The organism is Agromyces badenianii (genome assembly GCF_003070885.1).
In the GTDB taxonomy this organism is placed as follows: domain Bacteria; phylum Actinomycetota; class Actinomycetes; order Actinomycetales; family Microbacteriaceae; genus Agromyces; species Agromyces badenianii.
Window position 1 is genome coordinate 2,343,347 of record NZ_CP028913.1, and the last position, 18,246, is coordinate 2,361,592.

Annotated in this window: 14 protein-coding genes; all 14 read right to left on the reverse strand. The window is 70.8% G+C overall.

Annotated elements, in window-relative coordinates; genetic code table 11:
* Positions 1-129: 129 nt before the first annotated feature.
* Positions 130-1,935: an ABC transporter ATP-binding protein gene (locus DCE93_RS11105; protein ID WP_108595932.1), complete on the reverse strand. Its 1,806-nt coding sequence runs from the start codon at positions 1,933-1,935 to the stop codon at positions 130-132.
* Positions 1,932-3,716, reverse strand: coding sequence for an ABC transporter ATP-binding protein (locus tag DCE93_RS11110; RefSeq protein ID WP_108595933.1), 1,785 nt, complete (start codon positions 3,714-3,716; stop codon positions 1,932-1,934). Before DCE93_RS11110 ends, DCE93_RS11105 begins: the two co-directional genes overlap by 4 nt.
* 465 nt (positions 3,717-4,181) lie before the next feature.
* On the reverse strand, positions 4,182-5,435 hold the full coding sequence (ddaH, locus tag DCE93_RS14915) for a dimethylargininase (protein WP_276329502.1): 1,254 nt from the start codon (positions 5,433-5,435) through the stop codon (positions 4,182-4,184).
* A 29-nt stretch (positions 5,436-5,464) separates the two neighbouring features.
* A complete protein-coding gene (locus DCE93_RS11120) occupies positions 5,465-6,574 on the reverse strand; it encodes a Glu/Leu/Phe/Val dehydrogenase family protein (RefSeq protein ID WP_108595934.1) in 1,110 nt (369 codons plus the stop codon).
* A 183-nt stretch (positions 6,575-6,757) separates the two neighbouring features.
* Positions 6,758-8,368: a bifunctional phosphoribosylaminoimidazolecarboxamide formyltransferase/IMP cyclohydrolase gene (purH, locus tag DCE93_RS11125; RefSeq protein WP_108595935.1), complete on the reverse strand. Its 1,611-nt coding sequence runs from the start codon at positions 8,366-8,368 to the stop codon at positions 6,758-6,760.
* Positions 8,365-8,958 carry a phosphoribosylglycinamide formyltransferase gene (gene purN, locus DCE93_RS11130; RefSeq protein WP_108595936.1) on the reverse strand — a complete coding sequence of 198 codons (594 nt, stop codon included), beginning with the start codon at positions 8,956-8,958 and terminating at the stop codon, positions 8,365-8,367. Before purN ends, purH begins: the two co-directional genes overlap by 4 nt.
* 130 nt (positions 8,959-9,088) lie before the next feature.
* Positions 9,089-10,636 carry an APC family permease gene (locus DCE93_RS11135; protein ID WP_108595937.1) on the reverse strand — a complete coding sequence of 516 codons (1,548 nt, stop codon included), beginning with the start codon at positions 10,634-10,636 and terminating at the stop codon, positions 9,089-9,091.
* Between the two features lie 69 nt (positions 10,637-10,705).
* Positions 10,706-12,022 carry a cell division protein PerM gene (locus tag DCE93_RS11140; RefSeq protein ID WP_205647425.1) on the reverse strand — a complete coding sequence of 439 codons (1,317 nt, stop codon included), beginning with the start codon at positions 12,020-12,022 and terminating at the stop codon, positions 10,706-10,708.
* 31 nt (positions 12,023-12,053) lie between these two features.
* Complete coding sequence (locus DCE93_RS11145) at positions 12,054-13,577, reverse strand: hypothetical protein (protein ID WP_205647426.1); 1,524 nt, start codon at positions 13,575-13,577, stop codon at positions 12,054-12,056.
* Positions 13,578-13,626: 49 nt separating this feature from the next.
* Entirely contained in the window at positions 13,627-14,172 is a 546-nt protein-coding gene (locus tag DCE93_RS11150) for a hypothetical protein (RefSeq protein ID WP_108595938.1), read from the reverse strand.
* Positions 14,173-14,265: 93 nt separating this feature from the next.
* Positions 14,266-15,174 (reverse strand): succinate--CoA ligase subunit alpha, encoded by a 909-nt coding sequence (gene sucD / locus DCE93_RS11155; protein ID WP_108595939.1) that lies wholly within the window; start codon positions 15,172-15,174, stop codon positions 14,266-14,268.
* A gap of 16 nt (positions 15,175-15,190) precedes the next feature.
* Positions 15,191-16,357: an ADP-forming succinate--CoA ligase subunit beta gene (gene sucC / locus DCE93_RS11160; RefSeq protein WP_108595940.1), complete on the reverse strand. Its 1,167-nt coding sequence runs from the start codon at positions 16,355-16,357 to the stop codon at positions 15,191-15,193.
* 233 nt (positions 16,358-16,590) lie between these two features.
* Positions 16,591-17,133: an NUDIX domain-containing protein gene (locus DCE93_RS11165; RefSeq protein ID WP_108595941.1), complete on the reverse strand. Its 543-nt coding sequence runs from the start codon at positions 17,131-17,133 to the stop codon at positions 16,591-16,593.
* Positions 17,130-18,245: an FUSC family protein gene (locus DCE93_RS11170; protein WP_108595942.1), complete on the reverse strand. Its 1,116-nt coding sequence runs from the start codon at positions 18,243-18,245 to the stop codon at positions 17,130-17,132. Before DCE93_RS11170 ends, DCE93_RS11165 begins: the two co-directional genes overlap by 4 nt.
* Position 18,246: the final 1 nt, after the last annotated feature.

Here is an 18,246-nt window from a genome sequence, read left to right on the forward strand (position 1 = left end):
GTACCCCGTTGCGTCCGACGGCCCGAACCGTCAAGCTGGACGATTCGGATGCCCCGGGCCGAGTGGTCGGCACGGGGCATCCGGGCGGCGCGCCTGCATCGTCGGGAGCGGCGCGTCCGCGTCGTCGGGTCAGACGAGCGAGTCCCGCCACGCGGCGTGCAGGGCGGCGAAGTGCCCGGTGCCGGCGATGAGCTCTGCCGGCGAGCCGTCTTCGACGATGCGCCCGTGCTCCATCACGAGCACGCGGTCGGCGATCGCGACCGTCGACAGCCGGTGCGCGATGATCACCGCGGTGCGGTCGGCGAGGAGTTTCGTGAGTCCCTCTTGCACGAGCCGCTCGCTCGGGATGTCGAGCGAGGAGGTCGCCTCGTCGAGGATCAGCACCGCCGGGTTCGCGAGGAACGCCCTGGCGAACGAGATCAGCTGCCGTTGACCGGCGCTGACCCGGCCGCCGCGCTTGTTCACGTCGGTGTCGTAGCCGTTCGGCAGCCCCTCGATGAACTCGTGCGCGCCGACCGCCATGGCCGCCCGCACGATCTCGTCGAACGACGCGTCGGGCTTGCCGAGGGCGATGTTGTCGGCCACGGAACCAGAGAAGAGGTACGCCTCCTGGGTGACCATGACGATCGCCCGCCGCAGGTCCTTCGGGTGCAGGTCGGCGAGCGAGATGTCGTCGAGCGTCACGACCCCGTCGCTCGGGTCGTAGAAGCGCGCGATGAGCTTGGCGAGCGTCGACTTGCCGGCGCCCGTCGACCCGACGAGGGCGATCGTCTGCCCCGCCGGGATCTCGAGGTCGAAGCGCGGCAGGATGACCCGGTCCTTCGTGTAGGCGAACTCGACGCTGTCGAAGCGCACGTGTCCTTCGGCGTTCCACAGGTCGACGGGCTTCACCGGGTCGGGCACGCTCGGCTCCTCTTCGAGCACGCCCGAGATCTTCTCGAGCGCGGAGGACGCGGACTGGTACCCGTTGTAGAACATCGCCATGTCCTCCATCGGGTCGAAGAAGCGCTTCGTGTAGAGCACGGCGGCCAGCAGCACGCCGACCCCGAGACTGCCGTCGACGACGCGGAACCCGCCGAGCACGAGCGTGACCGCGACCGCGGTGTTGCCGATGAGCGCCATGCCCGGGTTGTACACCGCGAACAGGCCGAGCACCTTCGCGTTGACGTCGCGGTAGTCCTCGACGAGGTCGCCGAACTCCGCCTCGTTGCGCTTCTGCTTGCGGAACGCCTGCACCGCGCGGATGCCCGTCATGGTCTCGACGAACTGCACGATGAGCTTCGCCGAGGCGACGCGCGAGCGCCGGAACAGCGACTGCGAGCGCACCTGGAACCACCGGGTGAGGATGCCGAGCGGCACGAGCGAGGCGAGCAGCACGAGCCCGGACGGAGCATCGACGATCACGAGCATGACCCCCGTGAACACCATGTACATGAGACCGCGCACGAGCATCGTCAGCCCCTCGTCCATGAGCTCGCGGATGGCATCGAGGTCGCTCGTCTGCCGCGAGATGATGCGGCCCGACGTGTACGACTCGTGGAACTCGAGCGAGAGCTTCTGCGTGTGCAGGAAGACCCGGGTGCGCAGGTCGATGAGCACGGCCTGGCTGATGCGGGCCGACAGGCGGATGTAGGCGGCGATGAGGAACGCGCCCGCGAGGCCCGTGAGCAGGTATGCGATACCCGCGAACGCCACCGGGAACCAGTCCTGCTTCATCAGCGCGGGGATGCCCTGGTCGATGCCGTACGCGATGAGCGCGGGCCCCGCGACCTGCGCGGCCGACGAGAGCACGATGGCCACCGCCGTGAGCCAGAGCTTCGGCTTGAGCGGGGAGAGCAGCGACCCGAGGAGTCGCCGCGACCGGGCGCGGATCTGCGCCGATTCGGCCTTCGAGTAGTCCTGGCGTTCTTCGCCCTGTACGCCGCTGACGCTCATGATGCCGCCTCCTCTCGGATCGTGGTCTCGACGTCGACGGCATCGACGCCGGTGTTCCTGCGCTCTTCGTCTTCGAGGCTCGTGATGACGAATCGGTAGTGCTCGCTCTCGCGCAGCAGCTGGGAGTGGGTGCCGACCGCGGTCACGCGGCCGTTCTCGAGCAGCGCGACCCGGTCGGCGAGCATGACCGTCGAGGGCCGGTGCGCGACGATGAGCGCCGTGGTCGAGGCGAGCACCGAGCGGAGCTCGGCCTCCACCCGCGCCTCGGTCGCGACGTCGAGCGCCGAGAGCGGGTCGTCGAGCACGAGCACGGCCGGCTTGGCCGCGACGGCACGCGCGAGCGCGAGACGTTGCCGCTGGCCGCCGGAGAGGCTCATGCCCTCTTCGCCGACCTTCGTGTCGAGCCCGTCGGGAAGCTCGTAGGCGAACCCCGCCTGGGCGATGCGCAGGGCCTCGTCGAGAACCCGATCGGCCTCGGCCCGCATCGCCGGGTCGCCGCCGGTGAGCTCGGGCCGGCCGAGCAGCACGTTGTCGCGCACCGAGGCGCTGAAGAGGGTCGCGTCTTCGAAGGCCATGGCGATGTGCGTGCGCAACTCGTCGCGGCTGAACGCGCGCACGTCGACGCCGTCGAGCGTGACCGATCCGCCGGTGACGTCGTAGAGACGCGTGGTGAGGGCCGTCATCGTGGTCTTGCCGCACCCGGTCAGTCCCACGAGCGCCATGGTCTCGCCGGGCTCGAGCACGAGGTCGACGCCGTCGAGCAGGTCTCCGAACCGCGCCGGCGAGTCCTGGTAGCGGAAGTGCACGTCGCTGAACGCGAGTTCGCCGCGCGGGCGTTCGAGGGTGCGCGGTTCGTCGGGGTCGACGATCGTGTTCTCGCTGTCGAGGATGTCGAAGAACCGGTCGGTCGCGGTGCGAGCGTCGAGCGCGAAGGCGAGCATGAAGCCGATCGACTCGATCGGCCACGCGAGCACCGTCGCGGTCGCGAAGAACGCGACGAGCTCGCCCACCGTGAGCTGGCCCTGCGACGCGAGCCACACGCCGACCACGAGGCAGAGCGAGAGGGCGACGGCCGGCACGACCATGATCCACACCCAGATGTTGGCATCGAGGCGCGCCTTCTCGATCTCGGTGCTGCGCAACGACTCGGCCTGCGCGCGGAAGGTCGACAGCGCGTGCTTGCCCCGGCCGAACGCCTTGAGCACGCGGATGCCGTGCACCGATTCCTCGACCGCGGTCGCGAGGTCGCCCGCTTGGTCTTGGCTGAGCCGCGACATCTCGGAGTATCGGCCCTCGAAGCGCCAGCCCGCCCACCAGAGCGGCAGCGAGCAGACGAGGAAGATGAGCCCGAGGAGCCAGTTCATCGACATCAGGATGCCGACGCCCACCACGATGATGACGACGTTCGCGCCGGTCAGCACCAGGCCGAACGAGAGCCACCGGCGGATCAGGCCGAGGTCGCTCACCGCTCGAGAGAGCAGCTGGCCGCTCGGCCAGCGGTCGTGGAAGCTCACCGGCAGGTCTTGCAACTTCGCGTAGAGCGCGTTGCGCATGCGCGCCTCGACCCGGGTGCCCGGTCCGACGACGAGCCAGCGACGGATCGCGTAGAGGATCGCCTCGGCGGCGCCGAGCACGAAGACGAGCACTGCGAGCGGGATCACGGCATCGGGTTCGCGCTGCGCGAGCGGACCGTCGACGATCTGCTGCAGCACCTGCGGGATAGCCAGTGCGATCAGCTGGGCCACGAGTGCGGCGGCCATGCTTCCGGCGAATGCCGGCATCGCCGGTCCGGCGTACTCGCGAAGGCGCCAGAGTGCGCGGGGGGTGCTCAGCCGCTGGGTCGGGGTCGACTGCTCGGGGGCGTCGGGCGCAGGCGGAGTTTGGAGGGGAGCGGACACAGCCGGTTCCTATCAGGATCGAGGCGCCGAACGCCCGGAAGCGGGCCGGAACGGCGAATGGGGAAGATTCGAGTGACGCGGACCACGACGATGCGTGTCTGCGCAGGCAGGCTGAGCCTGCGGGAGGGCGAGGTGGTCTACCCGGCGAAGCCGAACGCGAGGGAGACCGGGCGCACAGCGCCGGAGACCGCGATCGTGCGGGCGTCGGTGTCTGTCTGCATGGTGTCCTCCTGCGTCGTCGTCTCGAACCCTCGAGGCCGGTCGGAACTCAGCCCCCGGCCAGCCCTACAGACTATGGGGTTCTCGCTGCGACGCGCAAGAGTCGAAGCCCGGTGACGGGCGGTGCGCTCAGCGCACCTGCACCGACAGGCACGTGACGCAGCCCTCGAGCTTCTCGAACTCGCCGATGTCGATGGTCACGACCCGGTAGCCGAGGCTCGCGATCATCGCGGCGGTCTCGGGCGCCGACGACGACATCAGCAGCGATCGGCGCGACAGCTCGAGCACTGCGACGCCCTCGGGCTCGGTCACGGGCAGGAACCGCGGGAAGAGGCTCGCGACGTCGAGCAGGGCCGGGTCGCCGATGATCGTGCCGTCGGGCAGCGCGGTCGCGGCGCTCTTCAGGTGCAGCGCCTTCGTGATCGGCACTGCGACGACCGTGTAGCGGTGCGGAGTGAGCAGGGCGCGCAACTGCCGGATGCCCTCGGCGTTCGTGCGCTCCGACGCGCCCACGTAGACCGTGGAGCCGACCTTCAGCACGTCGCCGCCGTCGAGCGTGCCCGGCAACGCGATGCGGGCGACCGTGAGGCCCGGCACGCTGCGCACGGCACGCTCGACCGCCTCGACCTCGGGCCGGCGCGACTCGGCGCCGGGGCTCGCGAGCACCGCGAGATCGCCGAACATCACGACCGTGTCCTCGACGAAGACGGAATCGGCGAGCTCGGGCGCCGCGTCGACCTCGATCGTCTCCCAGCCCTCGGCGACGAGGGCGGCGCAGTAGTTGTCCCATTGCTGGTCGGCGAGCGCCAGGTCGACGGGCTGCCGCTCGCGGTGCGTCACCAGGGCCTCGTCGAGATTCGACGCGGGGATGCGCACGAGTGCGAGGCGACGGTCGGCGGCGGGCGGCGCGTATTCGAGGATGCCGCGCAAGACCCGCGGGGCGAGCAGGATCTCGCCGACGACGATCGCGATGATGAAGATGAGGTTCAGGCTCACGAGCGAGCCGACCACGAAGAGGAGGATCGCGCCCGAGAACGGGTTGCCCGCGGCGCTGGCCGACGCGAACGTCGCAAGCAGCGCCGCGAGGCATCCCGATGCGAACCCCGTGATGAGCGTGAGGTACCACGCGCGGGTCGCGCCGACGGCGTTCGTCACCGAGAGCAGCACCCACGCGATGAAGGCGGCGAGCGCGAAGTGCCCGAACACCTGGCCGAGCACCTGCGGCGACTGCCCGCTGCCGATGAAGAACGCCAGGAGCGAGACCAGCATCGCCGCCGTCGCGACCGAGGCCGAGGAGGCGAGCACCGCAGCCACCCGCCGCCCCGGGGTGATCGCCGGGGTGAACCGGGCCGGGGCGGACGGCTGCATGGCGGGGGACGTCATGGCACGAGCCTACTGGCCGTACCGATGTCTCAACCGGCGGCGTCGAGTCGCGCTCGGGCGAGGCGCTCGGCGGATTCGAGCGTCGTCATGCCGTGGTCGCAGGCACTGCGCAGCACGGATGCCACGGTGTCGCCGATGCCCGCGATGCGGTCGTCGAGCGCCGCCTGGTCGACACCGGGTGCGCTCGCGACGTCGAGGTAGATGACCCCGCCCGCGTTGACCACGAAGTCGGGTGCCCAGACGACGCCGCGCTCCTGCAGAAGGGCCGCGACGTCTCGCGAGGCGAGCTGGTTGTTCGCGGCGCCGACGACGGCGCGCACGCGAAGCTCGCGCACCACCTCCGGGGTGAGCACGCCGCCGAGTCCGCACGGCACGAAGACGTCGGCCTCGACGAGGTGGGCGTCGGCGGGGTCGACCCAGGCCGCGCCGAGTTCGTCGGCCAGGGCGCGCTTGGCCTCCGCGACATCCGTCACGGTGAGCCGGGCACCCGATGACGCGAGGCTCCGAGCCAGGCGACCGCCGACCTGCCCGAGGCCCGCGATGACGAGGTGCCGTCCGGCCGGATCGTTCGAGCCGAAGACCTCGCCGAGCGTCGCGAGAATGGAGGCGTGCACGCCCGCGGCCGTGGCATCCGCCGGCTCGCCGACGCCGCCCTGCTCGGGCGGGAGCCCGCAGACGTGCTCGGTGCGCTCGTGCACGACGGCCATGAGCTCGGCGCTCGTGCCGACGTCTTCGGCGGTCATGTAGGCGCCGCCGAGCGACTCGACGGCATCGCCGAGATCGAGCATCGCGTCGTGGGTGGCGGCCGCGTCGAGAGTCGTGCCGACCGGGATCGCGATCACCGACTTGCCGCCGCCGCGGGCGAGCCCGGCTGCGGCGTTCTTCATGGTCATCGCCTGCGAGAGCCGCAGGGCGTCGGCGAGGGCGTCGGTCCAGTGCTCGTAGTGCCAGAGGCGAGCGCCGCCGAGTGCCTGGCCGAGTCGGGTGGAATGCACCGCCACGATGATCGTGAGCCCGGAACGGGCGCCGCGGGTGATGAGCACCCGTTCGTGGTCGGGGGCTTCTGCCGGCAGTGCCGCGCTGACGCCGGCTGCCGAGGTCGCCGGGGCGCGGGCCGCCGGCGGGTGGGTGATCGTCATCGATCGTTCTCCTTGAATCATCCGCTTCGTGGGCGGAACCTGGCCCCGCACCTCATGAGCGCGGGTCGATTCAAGGGTACCGCCGCTGCGCTCGAACGGGCGCCGCATCATCCGCCGCCCTGCGCCTGCGCCTGCGCCTTCTTTGCCCCTGCCCCGTCCTTCGGATTCGGGAGGCGGTGCGAGTCAGTGGAAGAAGTGGCGCTCGCCCGTGAAGTACATCGTGACGCCCGCTTCGCGCGCGGCCGCGACGACCTCTTCGTCGCGAACCGACCCGCCCGGCTGCACGACCGCGCGCACGCCCGCGTCGAGGAGGATCTGCAGGCCGTCGGCGAAGGGGAAGAAGGCATCGGATGCCGCGACCGAACCGGTGGCCCGCTCCCCCGCACGCTCGACCGCGAGCTTGCAGGAGTCGACCCGGTTGACCTGGCCCATGCCCACGCCCACCGAGGCACCGCCCGAGGCGAGCAGGATCGCGTTCGACTTCACGGCACGGCAGGCGGTCCACGCGAACTCGAGGTCGGCGAGGGTCGCCGCGTCGGCGGCGTCGCCCGCGGCGAGCGTCCACTCCGAGGCCGGCAGGAAGTGACGGTCGGCCTGCTGCAGCAGCAGCCCGCCCGAGACCTGGCGCAGCTCCACGGCCGTCGGCGTGAAGCCCTCGGGCAGCGTCAGCAGGCGGATGTTCTTCTTCTTCGCGAGGAGTTCGAGCGCCTCGCCCTCGAACGCCGGAGCGATGAGCACCTCGGTGAAGACGCCCGACACCGTCTCGGCCATCTCGAGGGTCACGATGCGGTTGGCGGCGATCACGCCGCCGAAGGCCGAGACCGGGTCGCACTCGTGGGCGCGGCGATGGGCGTCGGCGATGGGGTCGGATGCCCCGGCGGAGGCGACGGCGATGCCGCACGGGTTCGCGTGCTTGATGATCGCCACGGCCGGCTCGTCGAAATCGAACGCGGCGCGCACAGCGGAGTCGGCGTCGACGTAGTTGTTGTACGACATCTCTTTGCCGTGCAGCTGCACGGCCTGCGCGATGCCGGGGCGACCGCCCTGCGAGGAGTAGAGCGCCGCCTTCTGGTGCGAGTTCTCGCCGTAGCGCAGGTCGGCGTCTTTGGTCCACGTGCCGCCCACCCACGCGGGGAACGGCGACTCCTCTGCCGGCTGGTCGGGAGCCACGACGCTGCCGAGCCACGAGGCGACGGCGACGTCGTACGACGCCGTGTGCCGGAACGCCTCACGAGCCAGCGCGGCGCGCTGGACGAGCGTCGTGCCGCCCGCGGCGACCGCGGCGGCGATCTCGTCGTAGCGCTCGGGCGAGACCACCACGGCGACGTTCGCGTGGTTCTTGGCCGAGGCACGCACCATGGCGGGTCCGCCGATGTCGATCTGCTCGATGACGGCGTCGGCCGCCGCGCCCGCGGCGACGGTCTCGGCGAAGGGGTAGAGATTCACGACGACGAGCTCGTACGGCTCGATGCCGAGGCCCGCGAGCTCGGCCTCGTGGTGCTCGAGGCGCAGGTCGGCGAGGAGGCCCGAGTGCACGGCCGGGTGCAGGGTGCGCACCCGCCCGTCGAGGTGCTCGGGGTAGCCCGTGACCTCGGACACCTGGGTGACCGGCAGGCCCGCGGCGGCGATGGCCGCGCCCGTGCCACCCGTCGAGACGATCTCGACCCCCGCGCCGACGAGCGCGGTGGCCAGCTCGACGAGGCCCCGCTTGTCGCTCACGGCGATGAGCGCACGCTTCACTGGCACGACATCGCGGTCGCGGTAGAGGCTCGGGTCGTGCGTGGCGCCGCTCATGATCGTGCGAGCTCCTTCAGGTCGAGGTGCGAGTTGGCGATGTCGAGCACGGCCTGGATGAGCAGGCGTCGTTCGACGGGCTTGATGCGGTCGTGCAGGCTCGACTCGGTGTCGCCCGGCAGCACCGGAATGCGCTCCTGCGCGATGATCGGGCCGCCGTCGACCGAGTTGTCGACGACGATGAGGCTCGCACCGGTCTGAGTCACGCCCGCGGCGATCGCGTCGCGCACGCCGTGCGCACCGGGGAACTCGGGCAGGTACGCGGGGTGCGTGTTGATCAGGTTCGGCGAGAATGCATCGACCACGGCCGGCGGCACGAGCCGCATGAGGCCGGAGAGCACGACCACGTCGGGCTCCCACCGGCGCACCTCATCGATGAGGGCGTCGCCCCAGCTGTCGCGGTCGGGATACGCCGTGAAGGGCACGGAGAAGGTCGGCACGCCGTACTCCTCGCCGAGGGCGAGCCCGTCGGCGTCGCGGTCGGCGCCGATGGCGACGACCCGAGCGGGGAACTCCGCATCGGCGGAGGCGTCGAGCAGGGCACGGAGGTTCGAACCAGCGCCCGAGATCAGGACGACGAGCTTCAGCACCCTCCGAGCCTACCGGCCGGCGGAGGTTCGAAGCTGCGCCGCCGTCACGCCCGAGACCAGGACGACGAGCTTCAGCACCCTCCGAGCCCACCGGCCGCGGAGGTTCGAAGCTGCGCCGGCGTCGCGCCGCTCACCCCACGCCCCCGTCGACCGAGCGGATGATCTTCTGCTCCTCTTCGGGCACGAGCACCTCGGTCTCGCGGTTCAGCGACTCGCCGCGGAAGAACGGCCGCGAATCCGCGAAGAACGACCACACGACCATGAGCACCGCGCCGAGCGCGAGCGAGCCGACTCCGACGACGAACACGCCGCCGACGCCGAAGAGCACCGTGTAGCCGTAGTCGGGGTCGAGCATGTCGATCGCCGAGTAGACGAAGGCCCCGGTCAGCAGCAGCGCGCCGACGAGCGGGAACACCAGCCGGTTCCAGAAGTTGCGCCACGACGTGAACAGCGTGGAGCGGAAGTACCACACGCAGGCGAAGCCCGTGATCGAGTAGTAGAACGCGATCGCGAGCCCCAGCGAGAGGATCGTGTCCTGCAGGATGTTGTCGCTGACGAGGGTCATGCCGACGTAGAACACGATGGCCACGAACCCCATGAGCAGCGTCGAGAACGACGGCGTGCGGTACCGCGGATGCACCGTGGCGAATCGCTTCGGCAGGGCCTTGTACACCGCCATCGCGAGGGTACCGCGCGCGGTCGGCAGGATGGTGGTCTGCGTCGACGACACCGCCGAGATCATCACGGCGACGACGAGGAGCCAGGCCCACGGGCCGAACACCGCGTCCTTCAGCGCGAAGAACACGTCGTCGGCGTTGCCCTCGTTGCCGAGCCCCACCCCGGTGCCACCGAGCCCGGCGTACGACATCGCGGCGACCGCCACGCCCACGTAGGTCACGAGCAGGATCAGGGTCGTCAGCACCGCCGCGCGTCCGGGGATGCGCTTCGGGTCGCGCGTCTCCTCGTTGAGCGCGAGGCACGTGTCCCAGCCCCAGTAGATGAAGAGGGCGAGCAGTACCGACTCGACGAAGGCGTCGAGCGACTCGAAGGCGAACGGGTTGAACCAGTCCGCGCTCGGCATCGTGGATCCCTCGGGTGCGGTGCCGGTGATCACCGCCGCCGACGCGAACACCACGAAGAGCACGAGTGCGAGGTACTGCACGCCGAGCAGCACGTTCTGCAACCGCTCGCCGATCTCGAGCCCGCGCCAGCTGATCCAGCTCATGAGCGCGATGAACACGACGCCGGTGGCCGTGACGAGCGGCACGTTCTCGGCGAGGTCCGGCGAGACCAGCAGCCAGAAGTAGATGCCGCCGATCTGGGCGAGGTTCGCGAGCACGACGGTGCCGGCGACCGCGACCCCCCACCCGCCGAGCCAGCCGACCCACGGGCCGAAGGCCTTCGTCGCCCACGTGAACGTCGTTCCGCAGTCGGGCACCGCCCGGTTCAGCTCGCGGTATGCGAAGGCGATGAGCAGCATCGGCACGAACGCGATGATGAACGCCACGGGCGCCTGGGCCCCCACCGCGAGCACGACGAAGCCGAGTGTCGCGGCGAGCGAGTACACGGGCGCCGTCGAGGCGAGGCCGATGACGGTCGAACCCCAGAGACCCAGAGTTCCGGCGGCGAGCCCCTTGCCCTCGGCGTGGGGCGACGCGATCTGATTCGGCACCGACATGGATCCTCCTCGATCATGCGGTCACGCGCAGAGTAGCACCGGCACCACGGTGCCGGCAGCCCCCCGAACTCAGCGGGGCTCGCTCCCCGCACCGGCCCGACTGAAGACCGAGCCCGGCTCGTCGTCGCGGCGGCCGTTCGCACGCGCCGCGTACCCACCCGTCACGGCCCCGATGCCGACGGTGGCGGCTGTGACGAGCGCGACCGCCCAGGGGTTCGGTCCGACGTCGGCGAGTCGGCCCGGACCGGCCGCACCGCCCGACCACCAGGCCAGCAGCCCGAGCACGAGCCCGGCCACTCCGGCCGCACCCGCGCCGGTCGCAAGCGGAAGCCACCATGCATCCGGGCGCCGTCTGGCGCCGAGATCGCCGGGTCTCGCGGCGTTGCCGCCGATCGCCGGGGAACGCATCGACCCGGCCACGAGCCACGTGCCGACGAAACCGAGCAGCACGGGCACGATGAGCCAGAGGGCACCGAACGCCTGCGCCTCGGTCGGCAGCGCACCGAGCAACGGCAGCCCCGGCACCGGTCCGAGGAGTGTGCCGCCCGGGGAGACCGAGGTGCCCGCGCCGAGCGCGAAGCCGGGTCCGAGCAGCCACGAGGCCGCCCACACGATGACGTTGGGGATCAGGGCGAGCTCGGCGACGGTCAGCGCGATGCCGCCGTCGATGCCGGTGCCGAGCGACTGGTAGAGGCCGGCGATCGTCGCGTAGTCGGCCGCGATGAGCCAGGCGACGAGCAATCCGGCCACGGCGAGCACTCCCGACGCCGCCCCGGCGCCGATTCGCACGACGGATCGTACGGTGGCGACGAACGCCACGGGCAGCGCCTCGACACGACGGCGCACGAAGCCGCCCGCGGCATCCGCGACCGGATCGCCCCGCAGCGACTCGCCGACCGCCCCGACGACGACGCCGACCGCCATCGTGAACGCCGGAAGCAACGTCGCCTGCCAGAGCGAGGAACGCGCCCCGTCGACTCCCGCGGTCACGGCGAGCAGGAATCCGACGACCGCGTAGACGACGATCGCCGCCACGCTGCCGGTGAACGAATGCCCCTCGGCGGCCGATCGACGGCCGATCCGACGGCCGAAGGCCGCCGAGACGACGGCGAACCCGAGCAGGGCGATCGTGACCGGGAACGGATCGCCGGCGCCCGGCAGCCCGGATCGGGCGGCGGTCACCGCATCGATCTGCAGTTCGAGGTCGACGCCGTGGCCGAGCAGCCACACGTCGGCCGCCGCCCTGAAGAAGAACGCGGCATCGACGGCGAGGCCGAAATGCACCGCCCAGAGCAGCATGAGCGGCACGAGCGCGATGCCGAGGCCGATGAGGGCGGCGACGGATGCCTCGAGGCCGGCGAGCAGGGCGATCGTCGTGCGTCTCATTCCACCGGGAGCTTATCCCGGCAGGCGCCGCTCAGCGGGCAGGACCTGCGGTGTCGGGCGGAGTCGGCGTTTCGACGTCGGGCCCCGTGAGCTCTTCGGCGAAGGCATCACCGCTCGTTCGCTCGACGTCGGCGACGACGACCACGACGTCAGGGTCGGCGTCTGGTTCGGCGTCGGCGTCGGCCGCTGCTGCGGCGAGGAGCTCGTCGGCCTCCACCTCTGCCGCCGGTCGCCGGAGCAGCTCGACGATGAGCAGGGCGAGCAGGGCGAGCAGCACGGTCGCGATGACGGTGCCCGTCGTGACCGGGCGCGAGAACAACACCACGAGCGCTGCGATGACCGCGATGGCGACGTAGACGACGACGCGCCAGCGATCGAGGCCGATGCCGAAGCGCCCCGTCGTGATGCCGTGTTTCGCAGCGGTGCTGCGCAGCGCGGCGAATCCCGACCCGGCGAATCCGCGCAGCGCCCGAGCCGGGCGCCACGGTCCCGCGAACCAGGCGACCACGGCGACGAGCAGGCCGAGCACGAGGAGGGCGATGATCGTCGACATCATGATCTCGACGAGCCCGGAGTAGATGGACTCGGCGGCGCCGGACGGCATGATCGACGGGCTCACCGCGCCTACGAAGTACCACCGCCCGATGCCGATGCCGCTCGCGAGGATCGCCATCGCGAGCGCGAAGCCGCCGGCGGTCCACAGGAGGGCCCGGTTGCGGCTCTTCGCCACGGCGACGCCGATGACGAGGAACGCCAGCGTGATCCACGGCAGCCAGGTGCCGACCCCCACCGCGAGCGCGTAGATCGTGCGCACGAGCACGAAGGCGTCGTCCTGCGCGACGACGACACTGCGATCCACCTCCGGGATCGCCTCGGCGAAGCCGACTCCCTGCTCGATGAGGCGTTGCTTGACCGCCTCGACGATCGGGCCGAGCTGCACCGAGATCGACCCGTCACCGCCGATGGCGAGCGCCGCATCGGGATCGCCCTGCATCGCGCCGACGAACTGACGATGCGTGATGCGCAGCGTCGACGCCCACACATCGGCGAACGCCGGCGACGCGATCACCCGGTCGACCACGTCGGTGACGAGCGACTGGATGCCCTGCGCGGCAGGCGCCTCGAGCAGCCCCAGCGCGGCATCGGCGCGCGGCGGCAGGCCGAGAGAGCGGATGCCGTCGAACACCTCGGCGGTGAGCGCCGGGATGTCGATCTGCTCCTCGATGGCGGCCACCACTTCGTCACTCAGGTACGCCTGCACCTCGGGATCCTCGGCGAGCGGGCCGAAGGTCGCGACGAACCGGTCGGTGTCGGCGAGCTCGAGCCTCGCCCACGCGCTGATCACCGCGACCGGTGCGAGCAGCAGGCCCACCACGACGAGCACGACGGCCGTGAGCGTGCGCCCCCAGCCGCGATGGGAGCGCCGTGGTGCGACGGATGCCGCGGCATCCACCCCGCCCTCGGCAACTTGCACGATGCCGGCGCGAAGCGCCGCGTTCTCGGCTTCGAGCGCCGCGATGCGCGCTTCGAGTCCAGTTCCGTCAGTGTCGGTCATGAGACACCCCTGCAACGACCATAGCGCTCGCGGTGCTCGAGCACACCGGTCAGTGGATGAGGGCCTTCATCAGGATCATCGCCAACCCGAACGCAGCGGTGCCGACGGCCCCGGCGAGCCGAATCGGCCACGGCGAACCGCGGCGCGCAAAGGCGATCCAGCCGAGCACGGCGAGCACTATGACCCCGACCCAGAGAGCGATCCACATGGCGACGGAGTCGTCGACGGCTTTCGTGGCCCCGAGCAGCAGGATGAACGACGGGATCAACGCCGAGGCCACCAGTCCCAGCGAGCGCTTGAACGACCCGAGGAACGCCTCGCGGATCCCGATGACGCGGCCGTGCTCGACCCCGTGGCGGGCGACGGTGCCGGCGTAGACGTGGGCGAGCCAGAACACGACGACGGTGAGGATGACCTGCCAGAAGACCTGCCACGAGCTCGCTCCATGGCTGCCGGCCACCACGATCATGCCCGAGACGAGGATGACGCCGTAGATGGACTCCTCGGTGACGAAGGTGGTGCGCACCAACCTGCTCGCGAGCGACGGCTGCGTATGCAGCGGCGCCGCCGAACCGGCATCCGATGACTCGCTCATGACACTCACCTTCTCACGTCCGCCGCATCCATGGGGCTGACGCAGGAGGGCCCCGTCGGCGACGCCGACGGGGCCCTCGAGTGAGCTGAAGCTCTACGCGCTCAGTGCGGCGTAGACCTCGCGGAGGAGCTGCGCCGTCTCGCTCGGCGTCTTGCCGACCTTGACGCCGGCGGCCTCGAGGGCCTCCTTCTTCGCCTGGGCGGTACCGGCCGAGCCGGAGACGATGGCGCCGGCGTGGCCCATGGTCTTGCCCTCGGGAGCGGTGAAGCCCGCGACGTAGCCGACGACCGGCTTCGTGACGTTCGCCTTGATGAAGTCGGCCGCGCGCTCTTCGGCGTCGCCGCCGATCTCGCCGATCATCACGATCGCCTTGGTCTCGGGGTCGGCCTCGAACGCGGCGAGCGCGTCGATGTGCGTCGTGCCGATGATCGGGTCGCCGCCGATGCCGATGGCCGTCGAGAAGCCGAGGTCGCGCAGCTCGTACATCATCTGGTACGTGAGCGTGCCCGACTTCGAGACGAGGCCGATCGGGCCCTTGCCGGTGATGTTCGCCGGGGTGATGCCGACGAGCGACTCACCGGGGCTGATGATGCCGGGGCAGTTCGGCCCGATGATGCGGGTCTTGTCGCCCTGCTCCTTGGCGTAGGCCCAGAACTCGGCGGAGTCCTGCACGGGCACGCCCTCGGTGATGATGACGAGGAGGGGGATCTCGGCGTCGATGGCCTCGACCACGGCGTCTTTCGTGAAGGCCGGCGGGACGAAGGCGATGGAGACATCCGCGCCGGTCTGCTCGATGGCCTCGGCGACCGAGGCGAAGACCGGCAGCTCGACGGCGTTGCCGTCTTTGTCGGTGTGCAGCACGGTCGTGCCGGCCTTGCGGGCGTTCACGCCGCCGACCACCTGGGTGCCCGCCGCGAGCATGCGCGCCGTGTGCTTGGAGCCCTCGCCGCCGGTGATGCCCTGGACGATGACCTTGGAGTCCGAGTTGAGGAAGATCGTCATGTCTGAATCCCTTTGCTTACGCGGCGTTCGCCAGCTCGGCGGCCTTGTCGGCGCCCTGGTCCATGTTCTCGGCGAGGGTGACGAGCGGGTGCGCCGCCTCCTCGAGGATGCGGCGGCCCTCGACGACGTTGTTGCCGTCGAGCCGCACGACGAGCGGCTTGTTCGCGGTCGAGCCGAGCTCCGCGAGTGCGCCGACGATGCCCTTCGCGACCTGGTCGCAGGCGGTGATGCCGCCGAAGACGTTCACGAAGACGCTCTTGACCTGCGGGTCGCCGAGGATGATGCCGAGGCCGTTGGCCATGACCTCCGCCGAGGCGCCGCCGCCGATGTCGAGGAAGTTGGCGGGCTTGACGCCGCCGTGGTTCTCGCCGGCGTACGCGACGACGTCGAGCGTCGACATGACGAGGCCCGCGCCGTTGCCGATGATGCCGACCTCGCCGTCGAGCTTGACGTAGTTGAGGTCGAGTGCCTTGGCCGCGGCCTCGAGCGGGTCGGCGGCGTCTTTGTCTTCGAGCAGCGCGTGTCCGGCGTGGCGGAACTCGGCGTTCTCGTCGAGCGTGACCTTGCCGTCGAGGGCGATGATGTTGCCGTCTTCGTCGAGGATGAGCGGGTTGACCTCGACGAGCGTCGCGTCTTCGCTCTTGTAGACGTCATACAGCTTCACGAAGACGTCGGCGACCTTGTCGACGAGTTCGGCCGGGAAGTTCGCGGCGACCGCGATCTCGCGAGCGGTCGTCGGGGTGATGCCGGTGATCGGGTCGACCTCGATGCGTGCGAGGGCCTCGGGCTTCTCGACGGCGAGCTGCTCGATCTCCATGCCGCCCTCGACGCTCGTGAGCGAGAGGTACGAGCGGTTCGCCCGGTCGAGGAGCACCGAGAAGTAGAACTCCTGCGCGATGCGCGCGCCGCCGGCGACCATGACGCGCTTGACGACGTGGCCCTTGATGTCGAGGCCGAGGATCGTCTTCGCCGCCTCGTACGCTTCGTCGGCGTTCTTCGCGACCTTGACGCCGCCGGCCTTGCCGCGGCCGCCCGTCTTCACCTGCGCTTTGACGACCACGACGCCGCCGAGCTTCTCGGCGGCCGCACGCACCTCATCGGGGGTGTCGGCGACGATGCCCGGAAGCACCGGGACCCCGTACTGCTCGAACAGGTCTCTGGCCTGGTACTCGTAAAGATCCACGCTCTACTTCCAATCGATCCGCACGCGCGAGAGCGCACAGGGGCTGGTGGGTGTCGGCCCGACGCGCCGAAGAATCTCGACGTCAAGATAAGTGGGCCAGCTTCCATGCTACTCCTCCCGTTCGACGCGTCCGTACCGTCGCCGGGCCCGTGCGTCCGGTCACCCAGACACGGAACGCACTCATGATCGCGCCCAAGCGCACGCTCACGCTCACGCAGAAGCCGGGACCGAGATCAGCCGATGCGGCCGAGGGCTGCCGCAGCATAGAAGAGTGCGGCGACGGTCTCGCCATCGGTGATCTCGCCGCTGCGCACCATCTGCACGGCCTCGCTCCACGGCACCGCCCGAACCGAGCTGATGCCCTCTTCGGCCTGCCCCTCCGCCCCGGATGCCACGTGGCGCAAGCCGGTCGCGAGGTAGACGATCTCGGCGGCACGGCAGATGCCGTTCAGCGCCGACATCCGCCCGATCTCGCGCCACTCGCTCGCCTCGTGGCCGGTCTCCTCGAGCAGCTCGCGGCGGGCCGCGACGATCGGTTCCTCACCGTCGGTGCCGCCCGCCGGCACCTCGATCGATTCGCCGACGGTGTGCCGGTCGACCGTGACGAGGAGCACCTCGTCGTCGTCGGTCATCGCGACGATGAACACGGCGTCGTTGCGGAGCTCGACGACGCCGTAGATGCCGTCATGCCCGTCGGGCCGCACGACCTCGTCTTCGGTCACGGTGATCCACTGGTTCTCGTACACGGTGCGCCGGGCACGCGTCGGCCAGTTCATGGTTCCTCCATCGGCCGGATGCTCGGCGTTGCGGCGGTCGGCGGCGGCATCGGCACGTGCTCGACGAAGCGCCGCGCGAGGAGCACTGCGGCGACGCCGATGATCGCCCCGACGACGGTCTCGACCAGGCGGTCGCCGAGCAGCGCAGGCAGCGGCGTCGGCGCTGCGAGGTGTGCGACCGTGAGCGCGAGCGGCGTCACGAACACGAGGGCGGCGCCGTAGTGTCGCCCGACGAGGAGCTCGGCGGCGAACTGGCAGATCGCGATCACGAGCACGAGGGCCCACACGGGCGGCTCCGGCCACAGCACGAGCCCGGTGAGGCCGACCCCGATGGCCGTGCCGATCACCCGATGCACGGCGCGCTGGGCGGTGTGGGCGGCGCGAGCCGGCGGAATCACGGCGATCGCGGCCACGACGGCCCAGTACGGGTGGCCGATGCCGAGCCCCAGCGCGATGCCGCCGGCGGCGAGCGCCGCGAGCACGTTCTGCACGACGTTCAGCCACACCCGCGGGTCGATCGCGGCGAGCGGCCTCAGGGGCGCCTGACGCGGAAGCGGCTTGAAGATCGCCGCCTCGCGTGCGCGCACCGCGTGGCGCAGCAGCCAGCCCGACATCGCGAGCAGCCAGGCGAACGCCGCGGCCATGCCGGCGATGCCCCAGCGCATCCAGCCGCTGCCGTCGTCGACCGGCTGCGCTGCGCAGACGAGCACCGCGAAGACCGCGAAGAGCGGCCCCGACGGGGTGACGCCGAGCGTGTTGAAGACGACGATCACGACCGCGATCACGACGCCGAGCGAGATCGCCTCGACGGCGAGCGGCGCCTGGGTGACGGAGAGCAGGATGCCGAGGCCGACCGCGCCGAACTGCACGGCGCCGGCGGTGCCGACCGTGCGCATCCGGATGCGGTAGGGCTCGCTGCGCCCGAAGATCGCGGCCATGCCGCCGAATGCGGCGTACGACGCGAGATCGACGCGGCCGAGGGCGACGAGCACGGCGAGCGGCACGGCGGCCGCGACCGCCGCGCGCATGGCCACCTCGACGTCGAGCGCGCGCAGCGATCGAAGTCGCGCGACGAGCCCCTCGGGTCGGCGCGCCTCAGGCGATTCGGGCATC

What these genes read in the sequence shown, in the direction of transcription:
- ddaH (WP_276329502.1), bottom strand. Translation starts at nt 5,435, where the DNA reads ATGACGTCCCCCGCCATGCAGCCGTCCGCCCCGGCCCGGTTCACCCCG.
- DCE93_RS11165 (WP_108595941.1), bottom strand. Translation starts at nt 17,133, where the DNA reads ATGAACTGGCCGACGCGTGCCCGGCGCACCGTGTACGAGAACCAGTGG.
- DCE93_RS11120 (WP_108595934.1), bottom strand. Translation starts at nt 6,574, where the DNA reads ATGACGATCACCCACCCGCCGGCGGCCCGCGCCCCGGCGACCTCGGCA.
- DCE93_RS11135 (WP_108595937.1), bottom strand. Translation starts at nt 10,636, where the DNA reads ATGTCGGTGCCGAATCAGATCGCGTCGCCCCACGCCGAGGGCAAGGGG.
- DCE93_RS11105 (WP_108595932.1), bottom strand. Translation starts at nt 1,935, where the DNA reads ATGAGCGTCAGCGGCGTACAGGGCGAAGAACGCCAGGACTACTCGAAG.
- sucD (WP_108595939.1), bottom strand. Translation starts at nt 15,174, where the DNA reads ATGACGATCTTCCTCAACTCGGACTCCAAGGTCATCGTCCAGGGCATC.
- DCE93_RS11170 (WP_108595942.1), bottom strand. Translation starts at nt 18,245, where the DNA reads ATGCCCGAATCGCCTGAGGCGCGCCGACCCGAGGGGCTCGTCGCGCGA.
- purH (WP_108595935.1), bottom strand. Translation starts at nt 8,368, where the DNA reads ATGAGCGGCGCCACGCACGACCCGAGCCTCTACCGCGACCGCGATGTC.
- DCE93_RS11110 (WP_108595933.1), bottom strand. Translation starts at nt 3,716, where the DNA reads ATGCCGGCATTCGCCGGAAGCATGGCCGCCGCACTCGTGGCCCAGCTG.
- DCE93_RS11150 (WP_108595938.1), bottom strand. Translation starts at nt 14,172, where the DNA reads ATGAGCGAGTCATCGGATGCCGGTTCGGCGGCGCCGCTGCATACGCAG.
- DCE93_RS11145 (WP_205647426.1), bottom strand. Translation starts at nt 13,577, where the DNA reads ATGACCGACACTGACGGAACTGGACTCGAAGCGCGCATCGCGGCGCTC.
- DCE93_RS11140 (WP_205647425.1), bottom strand. Translation starts at nt 12,022, where the DNA reads ATGAGACGCACGACGATCGCCCTGCTCGCCGGCCTCGAGGCATCCGTC.